At 69.5% G+C, this 16,508-nt stretch carries 13 protein-coding genes; 3 read left to right on the top strand and 10 right to left on the bottom strand.

The window, feature by feature from the left end; genetic code table 11:
* Window positions 1-7 precede the first annotated feature (7 nt).
* Entirely contained in the window at window positions 8-712 is a 705-nt protein-coding gene (locus MOV08_RS29400; protein ID WP_039637193.1) for a DUF4191 domain-containing protein, read from the top strand.
* A gap of 560 nt (window positions 713-1,272) precedes the next feature.
* Here MOV08_RS29400 and MOV08_RS29395 read toward each other — a convergent pair.
* From MOV08_RS29395 to MOV08_RS29380, 4 genes are all read right to left on the bottom strand, one after another.
* A complete protein-coding gene (locus tag MOV08_RS29395) occupies window positions 1,273-1,977 on the bottom strand; it encodes a hypothetical protein (RefSeq protein WP_159030906.1) in 705 nt (234 codons plus the stop codon).
* Between the two features lie 99 nt (window positions 1,978-2,076).
* The gene (locus MOV08_RS29390) at window positions 2,077-3,516 is read right to left on the bottom strand and encodes an IS701 family transposase (RefSeq protein ID WP_275309516.1); all 1,440 of its coding nucleotides are present in this window, start codon (window positions 3,514-3,516) and stop codon (window positions 2,077-2,079) included.
* A gap of 61 nt (window positions 3,517-3,577) precedes the next feature.
* Complete coding sequence (locus MOV08_RS29385; RefSeq protein WP_039637189.1) at window positions 3,578-4,270, bottom strand: hypothetical protein; 693 nt, start codon at window positions 4,268-4,270, stop codon at window positions 3,578-3,580.
* 389 nt (window positions 4,271-4,659) lie between these two features.
* A complete protein-coding gene (locus MOV08_RS29380; RefSeq protein ID WP_203232591.1) occupies window positions 4,660-5,127 on the bottom strand; it encodes an RDD family protein in 468 nt (155 codons plus the stop codon).
* A 491-nt stretch (window positions 5,128-5,618) separates the two neighbouring features.
* Between MOV08_RS29380 and glnA the strand changes: the two genes are divergently transcribed.
* Complete coding sequence (glnA, locus tag MOV08_RS29375) at window positions 5,619-7,028, top strand: type I glutamate--ammonia ligase (protein ID WP_275309515.1); 1,410 nt, start codon at window positions 5,619-5,621, stop codon at window positions 7,026-7,028.
* 221 nt (window positions 7,029-7,249) lie between these two features.
* Here glnA and MOV08_RS29370 read toward each other — a convergent pair whose 3' ends face one another.
* Genes MOV08_RS29370 through MOV08_RS29360 form a run of 3 tightly spaced genes read right to left on the bottom strand, consistent with a single transcriptional unit; the run spans window position 7,250 to window position 9,920 of the window.
* Window positions 7,250-7,684, bottom strand: a complete 435-nt coding sequence (locus MOV08_RS29370; protein WP_275309514.1) for an NUDIX hydrolase — start codon at window positions 7,682-7,684, stop codon at window positions 7,250-7,252.
* Window positions 7,681-8,934, bottom strand: coding sequence for a DegT/DnrJ/EryC1/StrS family aminotransferase (locus tag MOV08_RS29365; protein ID WP_275309513.1), 1,254 nt, complete (start codon window positions 8,932-8,934; stop codon window positions 7,681-7,683). Before MOV08_RS29365 ends, MOV08_RS29370 begins: the two co-directional genes overlap by 4 nt.
* Window positions 8,931-9,920, bottom strand: a complete 990-nt coding sequence (locus MOV08_RS29360; protein ID WP_275309512.1) for a Gfo/Idh/MocA family protein — start codon at window positions 9,918-9,920, stop codon at window positions 8,931-8,933. Before MOV08_RS29360 ends, MOV08_RS29365 begins: the two co-directional genes overlap by 4 nt.
* Before the next feature lie 937 nt (window positions 9,921-10,857).
* On the opposite strand from MOV08_RS29360, the gene MOV08_RS29355 reads away from it, so the two are divergent.
* Entirely contained in the window at window positions 10,858-11,193 is a 336-nt protein-coding gene (locus MOV08_RS29355) for an NsdA family TPR-like regulatory protein (RefSeq protein WP_275309511.1), read from the top strand.
* 443 nt (window positions 11,194-11,636) lie between these two features.
* Here MOV08_RS29355 and MOV08_RS29350 read toward each other — a convergent pair whose 3' ends face one another.
* The 3 genes from MOV08_RS29350 to MOV08_RS29340 all read right to left on the bottom strand — a co-directional run bounded on the left by MOV08_RS29350 (window position 11,637) and on the right by MOV08_RS29340 (window position 16,485).
* Window positions 11,637-14,255 (bottom strand): MFS transporter, encoded by a 2,619-nt coding sequence (locus MOV08_RS29350; protein ID WP_275309510.1) that lies wholly within the window; start codon window positions 14,253-14,255, stop codon window positions 11,637-11,639.
* Window positions 14,256-14,477: 222 nt separating this feature from the next.
* The gene (locus MOV08_RS29345; RefSeq protein ID WP_039637183.1) at window positions 14,478-14,750 is read right to left on the bottom strand and encodes a hypothetical protein; all 273 of its coding nucleotides are present in this window, start codon (window positions 14,748-14,750) and stop codon (window positions 14,478-14,480) included.
* Window positions 14,751-14,901: 151 nt separating this feature from the next.
* Window positions 14,902-16,485: an AMP-binding protein gene (locus MOV08_RS29340; protein ID WP_275309509.1), complete on the bottom strand. Its 1,584-nt coding sequence runs from the start codon at window positions 16,483-16,485 to the stop codon at window positions 14,902-14,904.
* Window positions 16,486-16,508 lie beyond the last annotated feature (23 nt).

Genomic DNA, 16,508 nt, shown 5'->3' with positions numbered 1-16,508 from the left:
TCGCTGTATGGCGAGGAAGGCAAACGCAACCGGCGCTGGCGGCGCTGAGAACCCCGGGCGGCTCAAGCAGATCGCCCTGACCTACAAGATGACCCGTCGGGTCGATTCCAAGGTCGGTCTTGTCGTCGCTGGCACAGGAATCGTCGTCTTCGGCGTGCTCCTCGCCATCGGCTTCCTGATCGGCCACCCCGTCTACGCGGGCATCCTGGGCTTCGTCCTGGCATTCCTGGCGATGGCGATCATCTTCGGCCGGCGCGCCGAGCGGGCGGCCTTCGGGCAGATGGAGGGCCAGCCCGGTGCGGCGGCCGCCGTCCTGGAGAACGTCGGCCGCGGCTGGACGGTGACCCCCGCGGTCGCCATGAACCGCAGCCAGGACGTGGTGCACCGCGCCGTCGGCAAGGCCGGCATCGTCCTGGTCGGCGAGGGCAACCCGAACCGGCTGCGCGGCCTGCTGGCCGCCGAGAAGAAGCGCATGGCGCGCACCGTCGCCGACGCCCCGGTGCACGACGTCGTCGTCGGTGACGGCGAGGGCCAGGTCCCGCTCAAGAAGCTGCGGACCCACCTGCTGAAGCTCCCGCGCGTCCTCCCCGGCGCCCAGGTGACGGCCGTCAACGACCGCCTGCGCGCGCTCGGCGACCTGATGAGCAACATGCCGGTCCCGAAGGGCCCGATTCCCGGGCGTGGCATGCGAGGACGCTCGCCGCGAGGATGACTCCCGGCTTCCCCTCTCCCGTCATGAACAAGGGCGGGAGAGGGTAACGGGGCGCGGCAGGAAAGCCCTCCGCGCCCTTGAGCGCCTCCCCCATGACGCGCTCCCACCGGCCAGAGGCCCCCAGCGCCTCCAGTGCCCGAAGAGGCTCGTGGAACCGTACTCGTCATTCAGCCCGGGCCGGGCGACCCCGGCCGGTCCGGGCTTTCTCCAGAAACGTCTCAAGGATCGTCCAGGGCGCGAGTACGCCCCTCCGACGAGGAACCCGTCCCCCGTGGGGAAGGCCCTCCGAGGCCATCACGAGTTCCCCGCTGTGATCACAGATCACAGAGCACCGGCACCAGGCGGTCGTCCCCTCGGAACCAGTGCCCGATCGGGCATTCCAGTCCCTTCAGGCACGGCGGGGGCCCGGCAAGTTTCAACTCGGCGCCACATAACGCCACGGACAGGCGAGACGCCTATCCGTGGCCACATTCAGCGCGTGAGAGATGCGATGTACAGCCGAACCTGCGGGCCCGGAGTTTTGATCCACCGACGCTGGTAGCGCGACTTCACTCGGAACGCTAGGAATGGATGAAGTGGGTGAGGTCATCCCCCTGCCCGATGCTACGCGCCCAAGCCACCCCCTCAGGCCAGCTCCAGATTCCCTTTTTCTCGCTGAAATGCACTTTCATGTCCTCTTCGTCGCGATCAGCGGCAGCCGCGTCGATCACCACACCGCTCGACAGCGCATTCTCAACGACAACACCTTTCTTGATTTCAGCCTCTTCTCCGCTTGATTGGGCGATGAAAAGAATCACCTTCTCAACGGGCTTGAAAGTAGTCATCGCACCCGCCGCCAGGGGGTTCTCACAGTAGGGAGACGCCTCCATGGGGGCGCCGGCCACCGAGACCTCCCCGGCCAGACCCGTCCGGAGACTCTTCCCTGATTTATTGATTACAGCCATGTGCGTGGGGTCCTCGTACTTCAGCTCTTCCCCGGTCCCCTTTACCGAATCAACCAAAAACTGCTGCCCGCATCGGAGTTCGCGTGGACTGTACGAAGTCAGTGGTTCCTTATCGCGGCGAGGCTTGGCGACGTATACCCAGCACCGGGTATCCCACTTGATTGACGTTTTGGTTGCGTATTCACCGGTACCAAACCAGACGAGTGGCTTACTCTGCGGGTGATTGTCGCCTGCCGCCTTAAACCCGTAGAGCTTGGGCCATTTACCTCCGGAGCCAGCAGTACTGGCGTCAACAAACAAGGTCAGTTCATGCTCGGCCATGGCCACATCCCTCTCACGGTTTCCCGGCTCCGGCGCCACTGCCACGTCGAGATGGGGTAGCGTGGCGCCGGAGAGACGCAACTAGCGGTAGTTTGTTAATCAGGGTGGTAGAGGTTGATGGGTCTGCCTGTGGTGACCGCATCGATCAGTGCCTGTAGTTGGTTGGGGGGTGGTTCGTTGGACCATGCCTGCCACCAGCGCCGTAAGGTGATCGACGGAGTCAGCCAGCTGCGGACTGTGCGAATCGCCTTGGGCCAGCAGGGTGGTTGAGGCTGGTGGGAAGGGGGTGGCCCCCCTCTCTGTCCGCTCGTTGCGGCGGTCTGTTGCGTCGGTTGGAGACTCCGGTGGGGGTTCGGGTGGGTCTGGTTGGTCGAACCAGGCGTCCCAGCAGAAGGAGAACGCGCAGTTGACCAGGGTCTGGTGGCGGCGGATCGCGGTATCGGAGCGTACTTGGAAGTCGGCCCAGCCGAGTTCGTCCTTGACTTGTTTGTAGCTTTGCTCGATCCAGTTGCGGACGGCGTAGATGCGGACGACTTCGGCGAGGTCGGCCGGCGGGTAGGGGCTGTCAGCCGCCCGCGGGCCCTGTGGCCGGGGCAGGTCGGTGGCCAGGTACCAGGTGCCCTTGTCCGGCAGTGTGGCTGGGTCGGTGGTGGCCACTACCAGCCGTGTTGTTCCCTCCGGGCCCCACCATCCCAACGTGGCGTCGGCGGCCCACCAGGTAACGGTGTGTCCGTCGCGGAAAGTGCGGGTGACCGGGCTCCAGTCGCGGGGGTCGTCCGGACCGTTCCACGCCAGGCTCCGGGCAGCGTCGAGGGGGGTGTATGCCTGGTCGCCGTAGGCCCACACCCCGCGACGGCGTTTGAGGGCCATGACGAACGGCACCCCTGCTTGGCTCAGTTCGCCGCGGAAGGCGTCCACGTCGCCGTAGGCGCAGTCCGCGACCGCTGCGCGGAACGCGATGCCCGCGGCTTGCGCCTGGCCTGCCAGGGCAGCGGCGATCCGCCATTTTGTGCGGAAGGCGGGGTCGTTCTTGCCCTTGGGGAAGTGGTGGGCCGGGGTGTAGGGCACCGCGTGCAGTGGGTAGTACAGGCGCTCGTCGGCCCACAGGGTGGTCACGGTGACCACACCGTTGTCGGTCTTGCCGTACCGGCCCAGCCACTGGTGGCCCACGTGTGCGGTCGCTGTCCCGTCCTTGCGGTCGCCGGAGTCGTCGATGACCAGCACACCCTGTTCGTGCGGCGCGGTCGCGGGGTCATCCAGAAGAAGTTCCAGGCGCCGGTCGTTGACCCGTTCGCAGTCCCATGTCGACTCCGACAGGAAGAACTGCAGACGCTGCACGGCACGGTGCTGGGCCCCGACGACCGGCTCGGCGCCCGCTAAAGACGTCAGTGTCTTGTTCCGATCCCGCGGTGCGAGCAGGCCCGTCAAGTACTGCCGGAATCCTCTGCGTTGAGCCAGCGTGCCGAACAAGTCGTCGAAGCGAGCGGCATAGCCTTCCAGCGGACCCGGCGCTGGCGGGCACGGAACACGAGCGGTCATGACACCACACCCCCTACAAGGAGCAATAGCGCAGACACACTCCGCCGTCAACAAACTACCGCTAGGCGTGCATCAGCATTTTTTGCTGTTTTGCGGAAACCAAGTGTTTGGTGATCGGATCGTCTTGCATGATCTTCTCCGCCCACTTTGCGTCTTTCGCCCAGCCCCACGATTTCTGCGTACTGAACGTGACGCTCCTCTTTGTGGCGCCGGTCAGGTCGATCAACGCACCGGCCGAGAAGGCTCGCGTGATGACAGCACCTTCGTCGATTTCGGCCGTTGCAAAAATGAGCAACACCTTCTCGACCGGCGAGAAGGCGTTCGTTCCATCCGCGATCATCGTCGATGTGCAAAGGGGTCGGAAATCCTCGCTGATCGACGGCTTCTGCGCGATTCCCACTCTGAACTTCGTCTCGGGGACCCTGTTTGTCACGGTGATGGGTTTCGTGGGGTCCGGCTTCCCATCTACCTTGCCCAGACACTTTTTATTTTCGACGACGAAGGTCTCCCCCAACTGAATATCCTCGGGGTGGTACGTGCTGATCGGGCCCGTTTGGGCGTAGGGAGACGCGTACGCCTGGTACTCCGTATGCCAAGTGATATCGGTGTCCGTGGTGTAGGAGTTGTCCGCGAACCACACGACAGGCTCCGCATCGCCTGACGTCCTCACTGCCTTGAACCCGTAAAGGGTGTACTTGTCCATCTCCTTGATGGAATCCTTGTCGATCGTGACACGCACGGTGTATTCAGGCATGGTGAGTCCCTTCGGTCAGGCCGCGCGTCGGCCGTTCGCCGCAACTAAATCCCGTTGGAAGGCGAGGCGCACCTTGACTCCTGCCAAACGGGTGCGTCGCGCCGAACCGCCGGATCAGCCGGCAAACCGCTTCGGAAAGCAAGGCGACGCCACCCCGCGGGCAGGGCCCTATGCCCAAGGGCGGCGGCAAGATGCGCTGACCGCCGACGGCCTGTACGGCACGGCACAGACGACGACGCCCCGGGCCTTGGCCTCGGGGCGTCGTCGTCTGCGTCTGCGCCTGTGTCTCTTCGCCGCTATCACGGCGAGCGGCTCCGCGCGACGCGAGCGGCTCCGCGCGACCGCGACGGAGGTCAGATCCGCAGCACGGATCAGATCCACGCCACGGATCAGATCCGCACCTCGACCGCGCGGGCGAGCCGGTCGTGCAGCCCCCGGCCGTCGCGGTCCCAGACCACCGCCGGGATGACCAGCACCAGCAGCACCGTCCGCAGCACCACCCGCGGCAGGGTGATCCGGCCGCCGCCCTCGGCGACCACCCGCAGACCGAGCAGCCGCTTGCCGGGAGTGCAGCCGACCGTGCCGACGGTCAGCACGCTCATCACCGCGAAGACCAGCAGTGCCCAGTTGCTCGCCGACTGCGCCTTGCCGCCGCTGAGCAGCCCGTAGGCGATGAGCAGGCACAGCGCCCAGTCGATGAAGAGCGCGCCGAAGCGGCGGCCGACCCGCGCGATCGAGCCCGGGCCCTCCTCGGGCAGCCCGAGCCGCTGCCCGCGGTAGCCGAATTCGACGCCCATGTCCTCGGCTGCCGCACGGGGCCCGGAGATCCACGATCCGATTGCTTGCCTGTTGTCCACCCGTCCACGGTACTGCGACCGCATACGTTCCCCCGGCAGCGGGTTCCCGCACCGTCCCCCAGGGGCCGCCCCTCCCTCCCCTCTCCTGGAGAGAGTGCTGCGCAGCGCCCTTCCACCAGGCCCCGTCCACTCCACTCCCGCTACTGGGGCCCGTCCACGCCATCCCGGCGTAGCCTCGTCGCCGCACTGTCCCGCACCGTCCCGCACCGCCCCCCAGCCTCGTCGCCGCACTGTCCCGCACCGTCCCGCACCGCCCCCCAGCCTCGTCGCCGCACCGTCCCCAACCCTCGTCCGGCCGCTCCCCGGCCCCGGCCCGTGGGCGCACACTGGGGGTGAGGCCGACAGCGCGCCGGTTAACCTCGGCGAAACAAATGGGTCATGCTTGGGAAATCCCGCCTGCCTATGGTCGGGCAAGCGCGCCACCGCACATGGACGCGCTCCGAGTCGCAACCCCGCGTCCGCCGAGCGGTGACCGGGCTAGGAGGAGTTGGATGTTCCAGAACGCCGACGACGCGAAGAAGTTCATCGCGGATGAGGACGTGAAGTTCGTCGACGTCCGTTTCTGCGATCTGCCGGGCGTGATGCAGCACTTCACGATCCCCGCTGCGGCGTTCGACCCGGACGAGGAGCTGGCGTTCGACGGTTCGTCGATCCGCGGCTTCCAGGCGATCCACGAGTCGGACATGGCGCTGCGCCCGGACCTGTCGACGGCCCGCCTGGACCCGTTCCGCCAGGAGAAGCACCTCAACATCAACTTCTTCATCCACGACCCGATCACGGGCGAGCAGTACAGCCGCGACCCGCGCAACATCGCCAAGAAGGCCGAGGCGTACCTCGCCTCCACCGGCGTCGCGGACACCGCGTACTTCGGCCCCGAGGCGGAGTTCTACGTCTTCGACTCGGTCCGCTTCGAGACCTCCGCGAACCAGGGCTTCTACCACATCGACTCCGAGGCCGGCGCCTGGAACACCGGTGCCCGCGAGGACAACCGTGGCTACAAGGTCCGTTACAAGGGCGGCTACTTCCCGGCCCCGCCGGTCGACCACTTCGCCGACCTGCGCGCCGAGATCTCCCTGGAGCTGGAGAAGTCCGGCCTCCAGGTCGAGCGCCAGCACCACGAGGTCGGCACCGCCGGCCAGGCGGAGATCAACTACAAGTTCAACACCCTCCTCGCCGCCGCCGACGACCTGATGCTCTTCAAGTACATCGTGAAGAACGTCGCCTGGCGCAACGGCAAGACCGCCACCTTTATGCCCAAGCCGATCTTCGGTGACAACGGCTCCGGCATGCACGTCCACCAGTCGCTGTGGCAGGGCGGCCAGCCGCTCTTCTACGACGAGCAGGGCTACGCGGGCCTCTCGGACACCGCCCGCTACTACATCGGCGGCATCCTCAAGCACGCCCCGTCGCTGCTGGCGTTCACCAACCCCACCGTGAACTCCTACCACCGCCTGGTCCCGGGCTTCGAGGCCCCGGTCAACCTGGTCTACTCGCAGCGCAACCGCTCCGCCGCCATGCGCATCCCGATCACGGGCTCCAACCCGAAGGCCAAGCGCGTCGAGTTCCGCGCCCCGGACCCGTCGTCCAACCCCTACCTCGCCTTCTCGGCCCTCCTCCTGGCCGGCCTCGACGGCGTCAAGAACAAGATCGAGCCCGCCGAGCCGATCGACAAGGACCTCTACGAGCTCGCGCCGGAGGAGCACGCCGGCGTCCCGCAGGTCCCGACCTCCCTCCCTGCGGTCCTCAACGCCCTCGAAGACGACAACGAGTACCTGCAGCAGGGCGGCGTCTTCACCTCCGACCTGATCGAGACCTGGATCGACTACAAGCGCACCAACGAGATCGCCCCGATCCAGCTCCGCCCGCACCCGCACGAGTTCGAGCTGTACTTCGACATCTAAGAGTCGGCGCCCGGTGACCTGGGCGTAATTCTGGAAAACCAGCTGTGACCTGCGGAAACTCTTCTCGTGAGTTCTCGTAGGTCACAGCTTTTTTCCGCCCCCTTGTGCACCGCGTGTGCACCGTCTGGCCAGTTCTCTGACTTGATGTCAGAGACGATACGAGGGCCGCTACCCCATATCCGGGGTAGCGGCCCTCGTTGGCTTGGCCGGCCTCCTGTGGCTTACGCGCAGGCCAGAACCTCCCGTACGCCGTCCGTGACGCCCGGCAGGTCGCCGGAGGCGGCCCACTGGTACAGGTCGTGTTCGGTCAGGACGACCGGCTCGGTCTCGGAGACGGTGACAGCGAAGTTGAACTGGCGGGTGGTGGTGCCGCGGCTGTTCTCGTAGTCGAAGTGCCCGAGGTAGCGGTCCACGGAGTCGACGGTCAGGCCGGTCTCCTCCAGCGTCTCGCGGCGGGCCGCGTCCAGGATGCTCTCTCCGGCGTCCACATGACCGGAGGGGATCTCCCACAGGCCGCCCATGAAGTCGTCCGGCTTGCGGCGGACCAGGAGGATGCGGTCGGCGTCGGTGACGACGGCCGCGGCCACGAAGGTGGTGATGCCTTCGGCTTCGGCCTCCTCTGCCAAGGTTCGGGCGAGGTCGGAGGTCACGGTCACAGGAGCTCCTTGTGGTGTTCGCTGGCCTTCCTGGCAGCGCTGACGTACTGCTCGGCCAGCTTCAGATCCTGTTCACGGTGCCAGACGGGCAGCTTGATCGTGTGCGTGTGCGCCTTCTCAGCGACGGGGAAGTCACCCTCCCGGTATCGGCTGCGGATGTTCGGGTAGCCGGGGAAGAGGTGGGAGGGGTGCTGGTACAGCGGGAGCTGGTTCAGGGGGCGGGTGGAGCCGGGCCGGTCGAACTCGGTCGCGCCTTCCGCGACGAGGGCCGCGTAGAAGCGGTCGAGAGGCAGGCCGCCGAGCTGGTCGGGCCGGTAGGTAGCCGTCAACGCGTACCAGGATGGTTTCACTCCCTCGGGCATCGGGCTCACCTCCAGCCCGGGTACCTGCCCGAGCTCTCGAATCAGATAGGCGGCGATCTCCTCGCGGCCGGCGAGGTAGGCGTTCAGGCGGGAGAGCTGGTCGTGGGCGAGGGCGGCGGCCAGGGGGTGGATGCGGAACTTGAGTCCGGCCCCGGTGACCGCGTACCGCGCGAGCGGATGGCCTTCCGGGATCTCGTTCCTGGCCCGCTTGTTGGAGTGCGCGAACGTGAGAACGCGGTAGTAGGTGTCATCGTCGTCGGTGAGGACGAAGCCGCCCTCACCCCCGGACAGCGGCTTGGGGCCGTTGAGGGAGAAGGCACCGGCCAGGCCGAACGTGCCGACCTTCTGGCCGCCGTGACTGGCCCCGTGAGCGTGTGAGCCGTCCTCCAGCAGGGCCAGGTCACGGTCTCTGGCCAGCGTGGTGAGGTCGGTCATCTCGGCGGGCTTGCCCCACAGGTGCGTGACCATGATCGCGTGGGTGCGAGGGGTGATCAGCTCGGCCACCCGGCTGGGGTCGACGTTGCCGTCCGGGCGCGTCTCGCAGAGGACCGGGACCGCGCCGAGCTGGAACAGGGGTGACGCGGTGGCGTGGAAGGTCCAGGCGGGGACGATCACCTCGTTGCCGGGCCGGATGCGGGCGGCCCAGTAGCCGGCGTGCAGGGCGGCGGTGCCGGAGCTGGTGGTGATCGCGTGCCGCACGTCGAAGTAGTCTTGGAGGGCGTCTTCCAGGTCCGCGACGATCCCGGACCGGCCGGGGAGGGAGACGGCCGAATCCAACTGGGAGACAACCTTCATACGGGTGACGTCGTCGATCGGGGGCCAGGTGAAGTGGGGGCCTGCGTCCGTAACAGCCGGGGTGCCGCCGAGGAGGGCGAGCGGGCTTGTCACAGCGTCTCCTTCGGGTCGATGTAGCGGCCCGCAGTCTTGGACCGATAGCAGGACGCGATGAACGCGGCGTGGGAGAGGTGCTGGTCGGGACCGGAGACGTTGGGCCGTTCTCCGTCCAGGACCCGGCAGAAGTAGTCGATCTGTGCGGTGGCGACGCTGGGGGCGTGCGGTCGGGTCAGCTCCTCCACCACCGTTCCGTCCAGAGCGAGCCGCTGCACCGCTCCCTTCGTCAGCACCACCGAGCCAGCCGTACCCACGACCCGCATGAACTCCGTCTTCGGCGCCATCCACCGCGACAGGACCAGCGATCCGTACAAGCCGGAGTCGTAGCCGAGCTGGACGACGGCGGTGTCCTCCGCGTCGTAGCCGCCTTCGGGCAGGGCCGTGGTGGAGAACTCCGCGATGACCCTGTTGGGCAGGCCGAAGTACCACAGGAGCAGGTCGATCAGGTGGTAGCCCATGTCGAGGATGCAGCCGCCACCGGCCTGCTTGAGGTCCCCGCGCCAGCCGGCGCCGGGGTTGGGCGTGTGGAACGAGTAGTGTCCGCCAACGAGAAACGGGGTGCCGATCTGGTCCAGCATCCCGGCCACGCTGCTGTAGATCGGGTTGAACCGGCGTTGGAGCGTCACCATCAGTTCCACGCGGCCCTTGTGGCAGATCCCGGCCAGCTCGCGGGCCTCCTCGACAGAGGTGGCGAACGGCTTCTCCTTGAGGACGTGGACGCCCCGGGCGGCGCACTCCTCGGTCACCGCGCGCCCGGCGTGGTGCGGGACGGCGACGATCACGAAGTCCGGGGCGGTCTCGTCCAGTAGGTCACCGGCCCGGGTGAACCCGGGCACTCCGAGGGTGTCCGCTCGCTGGTGCAAGACATCCGGGTTGTTGTCGCACACCGCGACGAGTTCGGCCCGGCTGGAGCCGAGCAAGCCGGGCAGGTGATCCTCGGCGGCCTGGTGGCCAAGGCCGATGATCGCAGCACGTCGTTTCATGCGCGTTCTCCTTCCACTTCACAGAGGAACGTGTCGGGTGATGACGAGTACAGCGCCAACTCCAGCTCAGGCCCTAGGTGTTGGCTGTAGTCCCGGCGTTGTCCCGCCTGTACGCGCGGTAGCCTGGCCGTCGCCGTCGATGATGGGATTGCTCCCGTGGACGACCCGATCAGGCATCCCCTCGCCTACGCCCGCCTCTTACGCGGCTGGTCCCAGAGCGACCTCGTCGCGCGCCTGCACCGCGCTGCGGCGATGCGGCCCGAGGGTCTCCGCTCCGGCACCGACAAGGCGGCCGTCAGCAAGTGGGAGAACAGCCGCAAAACGCCGAACATCGAATCTCAGCTCCTGATCACGGACGCCTTCGACGTGCCGGTCTCCGACCTGGAGCGGTACCCCTGGCCCCACTGGCTCCCGGGCCGGGACGAACCGGCCCCGCTCGGGGCGGCGTACACCGTCCAAGCACTTCGAGAGGCACAGAGAGCCGCGATGAACCGCGAACGTCGAACCTTCCTGACCTACAGCGCACTCGCCCTGGCCGGGCTGGCCTCCCAGTGGGCCGAGCTGGAACCCGACCGACTGGCAACCGCGCTCGGCGGGCGCCGCGTTGATGACGAACTGGTGGACTGGCTGGAGGACACCAGCACCAAACTGACCGCCCTGCCGACCGAGCAGCGCCAGCACACCATCAAGCTGATGGACGCCCACCTCACGACTGTGACCGACCTTCTCGAAGGCGCCCGGTACAGCGAGGCCACCGGCCGGCGCCTACACCGCCTGGCGGCCTCCCTCTCCAGCACCTGTGGCTGGTACCGCTTCGACCAGGGTCAGCACTATGCGGCCGGCAAGCTTGGCTCAAGGGTTCCACGGCGGACCCGGGATGGCCGAGCCAGATCGACTGACCGACGCGGCCGACCCCGCGCCCGGCTGGTGCCGATGGATGAGCACTGCGGATCTGGCCGTGGACTCCGGCCAGTGTCTCCTCGACCTCGGCCGTACCGAAGAGGCCCGCGCCCGCATCGACGAGGGCCTGACCCTGCTTCCACGGGCTCGGGACAAGACGCGCGGGGTCTTCCGCACTTACGAGGCCCAAAGCCTGCTCCAGGCTCGCGAGGTCGAACAAGCCCTCGCCGTCAGCAACGAGTCGCTCGACCTCGCCACCCGTATCGGCGCCGACCGCTGCGTCACCCTGGTCCGCGAACTCGCCCCCGCTTTCAAGCCCTACCAGCAGGTCGACGGCGTACCCGAGTTCCTCGAACGACTCCGGGCCGCCTGAGCGACCATCCTGGATGGCGGTGGAGGGGCTGGAGCAACTGGGCTGACGGCTGGGGTTGTTGTGGTTGCGTCGCGGGCTCGGGGGCGTGTCGGCGGGCGCCGTGGGGTGCGGGTGCTGTGGTGACGCGTTTCGGTGTCGGGCCGGTGGAGTTCGTCTTGGACGGCGCGCAGTTTCTCGCGCCGATCGCGGGCGGCCTTGGGGGTGCGGCCCATGCGTCGGGCTTCGGCGTCGGGCGGCGAAGGGCCGGCGCTCGCGGAGCTGTTCGAGGGTGAGGCCGGCGAGATCGAGGTACCGGTCGCCCCTGCAGCTTCCAGCGGCTCATGGCTCCAGGGTGCCGCAAGCGACGATCCGGTGGCTCGTGTTTTCCGCCCGGATTGCACATGATCGGCCGGCGGCGTCCTTTCCTTTACGGGCAGGCGCCGCCGGCGGCCGTTCTCGTGGGGTCAGGGGGTGGCCCGCTGGTCGTAGGCGGGGAGGGGCGGTGCGGGGAATCCGGGGAACGCGGGGGCGGCGGACCTGATCAGGAGGGCGGCGGCCAGGCCGGCGAGCAGGGTGATGCCGATCGACCACCACAGGGTGGTGGCGTAGCCGCCCAGCGTTGCATCGGTGAGGTACTCCGCCAGCTGCGGCGGAACCCCTCGCGGGTTGAGGAGCCGGCCGCTCCGGGCCGCTTCGGCGAAGTTCGGCCCGAGGCCGGGCACCCGTTCCATGCGGGCGGCGATGGCCGAGGACAGCACGCTGCCGAACAGCGCCGCGCCGAGCACCCCGCCCACCTGGTTGGCCGCGCCGGCCACTGCCGCGCCCCCGCCCGCGTCCGGCGCGGCGAGGCCGGCCGTGGCGAGGGAGAGGAGCGGCGTCAGGGCCGTGCCGAGGCCCAGGCCGGCGAGGACCATGCCGGGCAGGACCAGGGCGGCGTACTGGCTGTCGGGCGTGAGGAAGGTCAGCAGCGCCAGGCCGAGCGCGGTGAGCAGCAGGCCCGGCACGATCAGGGTGCGCGGCGCGATGCGGTGCAGCAGGCGGGCGGAGACCTGGGTGGCGCCGATGACGACCGCGACGGCCGTGGGCAGGATCGCCAGGGCGGTGCCCATCGGGGAGTAGCCGCGGACGTTCTCCAGGTACGCCGTCAGGGTCGGGAGGAGGGTGAGCGTGCCGGCGCCGGTCAGGAACAAGGTGACAAAGGAGCCGACGCGGTCGCCGTCCCTGAGGGCGTACGGCGGCAGGAGCGGGGTGCCCGCCCTGGTCTGCCACCAGAAGAAGACGCTCAGCAGGGCGACGCCGAGCGCGAACAGCGCCAGCACCAGCAGGTCGGCCCAGCCGCGCGAGCCGGTCTGCTGGAAGCCGTAGACGAGGGCGGCGATCCCGCCGGAGCCGAGCAGCAGGCCCGGCGCGTCGAAGCGGGGGCCGGTGCGGAGGGGGCGGTCGTGGACCACGGTGGCCACACCGAGCACGGCGATCAGGGCGAGCGGGACGTCGATGAACAGGCACCAGCGCCAGCTCAGGAATTCCACCAGCCAGCCGCCGACGAGCAGGCTCGCCGTCGAGCCGCCGACGGCGATCGCGGCGTAGATCCCGAAGGCCCTGCCGCGGGCCTTCGGCTCGGGGAAGTTGGCGGCCACCAGGGCCAGTGCGGCCGGCGACAGCAGCGCGGCGAAGACGCCCTGCAGGGCGCGGGCCGAGAGCAGCATGCCGGAGGTGAAGGCCAGGCCGCCGACGACGCCGGCCACCGCGAAGCCGGCCAGGCCGATGATCAGCATCCGTTTGCGGCCCACCAGGTCGGCGAGGTGCCCGCCGAGCAGCAGCAGCCCGCCGAAGGCGAGGCCATAGCCGGCGAACAGCCCGTCCAGGTCGTCGGCGCGGAGGTGCAGATCGGCCATGATCGTCGGCGCCGCCATCCGCAGGGACGTCGCGTCGAGCAGCACGAAGAGCTGTACGAGGCCGACCACCACCAGACCCCACCAGCGCATGCGGTGCGGTGGCGGCGGGTCCTGGGCGGGGGGCGGGGAGGGCGGCACGGGCCACGCCTGGGGGGCCATGCCCGGGGGTGGTCCGAAACCCTGCGGGGGGACGGCGTGCGCCGGGGCCGTGGGTGCGTACACGGGCGGTGGGGGCACCGGTGCGGCGGCGGGGGCGGCGGCCGACTCGGGGGCGAAGTCCAGCAACTGCGCTGCATGCCGGCCGAGTTGGGCCAATACCGTGCCCGGCAGCCATTCCCCGTCCGGGCCCGCGCCCTGGTCGGTGTCCGCGTCCGCCGCCGTGCGGGCCGCGACCTGCTGGAGGGTGGGCCGCGCGGCCGGGTCCTTGTCGAGGCACGTGCGGACGAGATCGAGCAGCGACTCGGGGACGCCGGTCAGGTCCGGCTCCTCCTCGGCGATCCGGAAGAGGTGGGCGTTCAGCCCGGTCTCCGTGGCGCCGAAGAGCAGGCGGCCGGTGGCGGCGTAGACGAGGGCGGCGCCCAGGCAGAACACATCGCTGGCGGGGGTGAGTTCGAGGCCGCGCACCTGCTCGGGCGACATGAAGCCGGGGGAACCGATCAGCATGCCGGTGCGGGTGTGCAGGCTGTCCCCGGCGAGGCTGTCCATGGCCCGCGCGATACCGAAGTCGATCACGCGCGGCCCGTCCACCGTCACCAGGACGTTGGACGGTTTGAGGTCCCGGTGGATCAGGCCCGCCCCGTGCACCGCCTCCAGGGCGAGGGCGAGGCGGTTGGCCAGCACCCGCACGGAGTGCTCGGGCAGCGGTCCGAAGTCGCGCGCCACCACGGTGGTCAGGTCGGGTCCGGGGATGTACTGGGTCGCCACCCAGGGGACCGCGGCCTCGGTGTCGGCGTCGAGCACGGCCGCCGTCCAGGAGCCGCCCACCTTCCGGGCGGCCGCCACCTCGCGGGCGAAGCGGCGGCGGAACTCCGGGTGTTGTGCGTGCTCGGCCTGGACGACCTTCACCGCGACGGTCCGCCCGACCTCGGAACGGCCCAGATAGACCAGGCCCATGCCGCCGGCGCCCAGACGGGCGATCAGTCGGTACGGACCTATGTGCGTCGGGTCTGAGGAAATCAGCTGATCCACGGGGGAAAGGTAGTCCACGGCACGGGCCACGGCACCGGATTCCGCGCTTCCTCCGCATCCTTCCTACCGCGGAGTCTCGAACTCCGCATCGCTGCACGGGTGGAGACCGCCCCGCTGCCCCCTCGCCGCCGCCCGGGGGCGGCCGCGGGGCCGGGACCGACGTGCGCCGGCCCGGGGCGCGTGGCGTTCCGGGCCGGCCGTCGGGCAACCGGGTGGGCGGGGTCAGCAGTTGTCGTAGATCAGGGCGCGGACCAGGCGGCAGGTGGTGTCGGAGGGGCGGTGGACGCCGATGGCGAGGGCGGTGGTGCGGATCTTGGTGTTGGTGGCGTGCTCGGGGCGGTAGACGCCGGTGTCGAGCAGGGCTATGGCCAGGCGCATGGCCTTCAGGCGGCGGTTGTGGGATTCGTACCGCTCGCGGGGCCATCCGGCGGGGAGCGGTTTCTTGGGCAGCGGGTGGGCCGGGAGGGGTTTCGTCATGAGCGTGGCAGCAGCCATCCGGCGGACCTCCTGGAGCTTTGGTGAACCCTCACTTACTGGTTCCCATTTTACTGCCGGGCACTGACAAAAGCCCCTGGCCAGGGGGGATTTGCCGGTGTGCGGGCGGGGGGTTCGGGGCGCGGCCGGAGGGGGTGGTCCGACGCCCGGTTCAGGGGGTGGGAACGGGGCGGGCGCGAAGGAGCTTCTTGTCGGGCTTGCCGACGGGGGTGAGCGGGATGGTGTCGAGGAGGTGGACCGCGGCGGGGGCGTAGAGGGCGCCCTTGTGGGCGGTGATGAAGGTGCGCAGGGCGGTGAGGGAGACCTCGTCGGCGGCGTGGCCGGGGGCGGGGACGACGGCGAGGTGCACCTCCTCGGTTTCGTCGGGGGTGCGGACGCCGTAGGCGGCGGCGTGGGCGACGGCGGGGTGGGTGTGGAGGAGGTCTTCGAGCTCGGAGGGGTGGACGTGGCCGCCGACGACGATGATCACGTCCTTGAGGCGGTCGACGAGGTAGAGGCGGCCGTCGGTGTCCAGGTAGCCGACGTCACCGGTGTGCACCCAGCCGTCGCGGAGGACCTGGGCGGTGAGGTCGGGGCGCTTCCAGTAGCCGCGCATCGCGCCGGCGGAGTGGACGTGGACCTCGCCCGGCTCCCCCGGCGGCAGGTCGCGGCCCTCGGCGTCGCGGATGGCGAGGGTCACACCGGGCATCGGGCGGCCGACGGTCATCGGGGCGTCGATGCGGATGTCGGCGTGGTCGGCGGGGCCCGCCTCGGTGATCGCCATCGCCTCGGACTGGCCGTAGCACCCGTAGAGGACCGGCCCGAAGACCTCGGCCGCCCGGCGCATCCGGGGCGCGGAGGCGGTGCACCCCCCGTAGACGATGCGGGTGAGGGAACCGAGGTCGGTGGCGGGGAGGGTGGGGTCGTCCAGCAGGCGGTAGAGGAGCGGCGGCAGCAGCCAGAGCTGGGTGATGCGTTCGCGGGCGATGGTGGCCAGGACGGCGGTGGGGTCGAAGTCCCGGTGGAGGACGACGCTGCCGCCGGCCACGAGGGTGACGTCGGCCATGATGCCCGCCATGTGGGCCAGCGAGGTGCAGGCCAGGAGACGGGGCGGCTCGCCGCCGGCGCCGCCGGTGAGCTGGGCGAGCATCCCGGCGAACGGGCCGTGCGTCATCCGCACCCCCTTGGGGATGCCGGTCGTTCCGCCGGTGTGCCGGATGCACCAGTCGTCCTCGGGGCGGACCGCGCCGGGGACGGTCGGGGTGGCGGGGAGGGCGGCACCGGCGGCGAGCAGGTCGGGGCCGAGCGGGGCCGCGTCCCCGGGAGGCGGGCCGAAGGCCATGGCCTCGGGTCGGGAGCCGGTGCAGCCGTCCAGGAGGGCGCGCGCGGTGTCGTGCAGGTCGCGGTCGACCAGGAGGAGGACGGTCTCCGCGCTCTCGACCATCCGGGACAGGGTTTCGGCGGCCATCCCCTCGTAGAGCAGGACCACCCGCGCGCCGAGGAGGTTGGCGGCGTAACGGGCGGCGAGCGCCTCGGGGCGGTTGCGGCTGAGGACGGAGACGGTTCGGCCGCGATCGACGCCGTGGGTGCGTAGGACGGCGGCCATGCGGTGGACGGTGGCGTGCAGGGTGCCGGCCGTGACGTCCTGGCCGTCGGCCGTGGTGACGACGGGACGGTCGGGGTCGCGGGCGAGGACGGTGAGGAGGGTGTCGACGTAACTGGTGAAGGGCGGGGCGTCGGTGGGCGCGGCGGTCATGGTGGGCTCCTTCGGGAAGGCGG

Source organism: Streptomyces yunnanensis, from assembly GCF_029011865.1.
GTDB classification, from domain to species: Bacteria; Actinomycetota; Actinomycetes; order Streptomycetales; family Streptomycetaceae; genus Streptomyces; species Streptomyces yunnanensis.
Note: the sequence above shows the minus strand (reverse complement) of the source record. Positions and strands in the feature narration are given on the sequence as shown.

Coding starts and splice junctions, on each gene's coding strand:
- MOV08_RS29360 (WP_275309512.1), bottom strand. CDS start 9,920: ATGAAACGACGTGCTGCGATCATCGGCCTTGGCCACCAGGCCGCCGAG.
- glnA (WP_275309515.1), top strand. CDS start 5,619: ATGTTCCAGAACGCCGACGACGCGAAGAAGTTCATCGCGGATGAGGAC.
- MOV08_RS29395 (WP_159030906.1), bottom strand. CDS start 1,977: ATGGCCGAGCATGAACTGACCTTGTTTGTTGACGCCAGTACTGCTGGC.
- MOV08_RS29345 (WP_039637183.1), bottom strand. CDS start 14,750: ATGGCTGCTGCCACGCTCATGACGAAACCCCTCCCGGCCCACCCGCTG.
- MOV08_RS29390 (WP_275309516.1), bottom strand. CDS start 3,516: ATGACCGCTCGTGTTCCGTGCCCGCCAGCGCCGGGTCCGCTGGAAGGC.
- MOV08_RS29400 (WP_039637193.1), top strand. CDS start 8: ATGGCGAGGAAGGCAAACGCAACCGGCGCTGGCGGCGCTGAGAACCCC.
- MOV08_RS29355 (WP_275309511.1), top strand. CDS start 10,858: ATGAGCACTGCGGATCTGGCCGTGGACTCCGGCCAGTGTCTCCTCGAC.
- MOV08_RS29385 (WP_039637189.1), bottom strand. CDS start 4,270: ATGCCTGAATACACCGTGCGTGTCACGATCGACAAGGATTCCATCAAG.
- MOV08_RS29340 (WP_275309509.1), bottom strand. CDS start 16,485: ATGACCGCCGCGCCCACCGACGCCCCGCCCTTCACCAGTTACGTCGAC.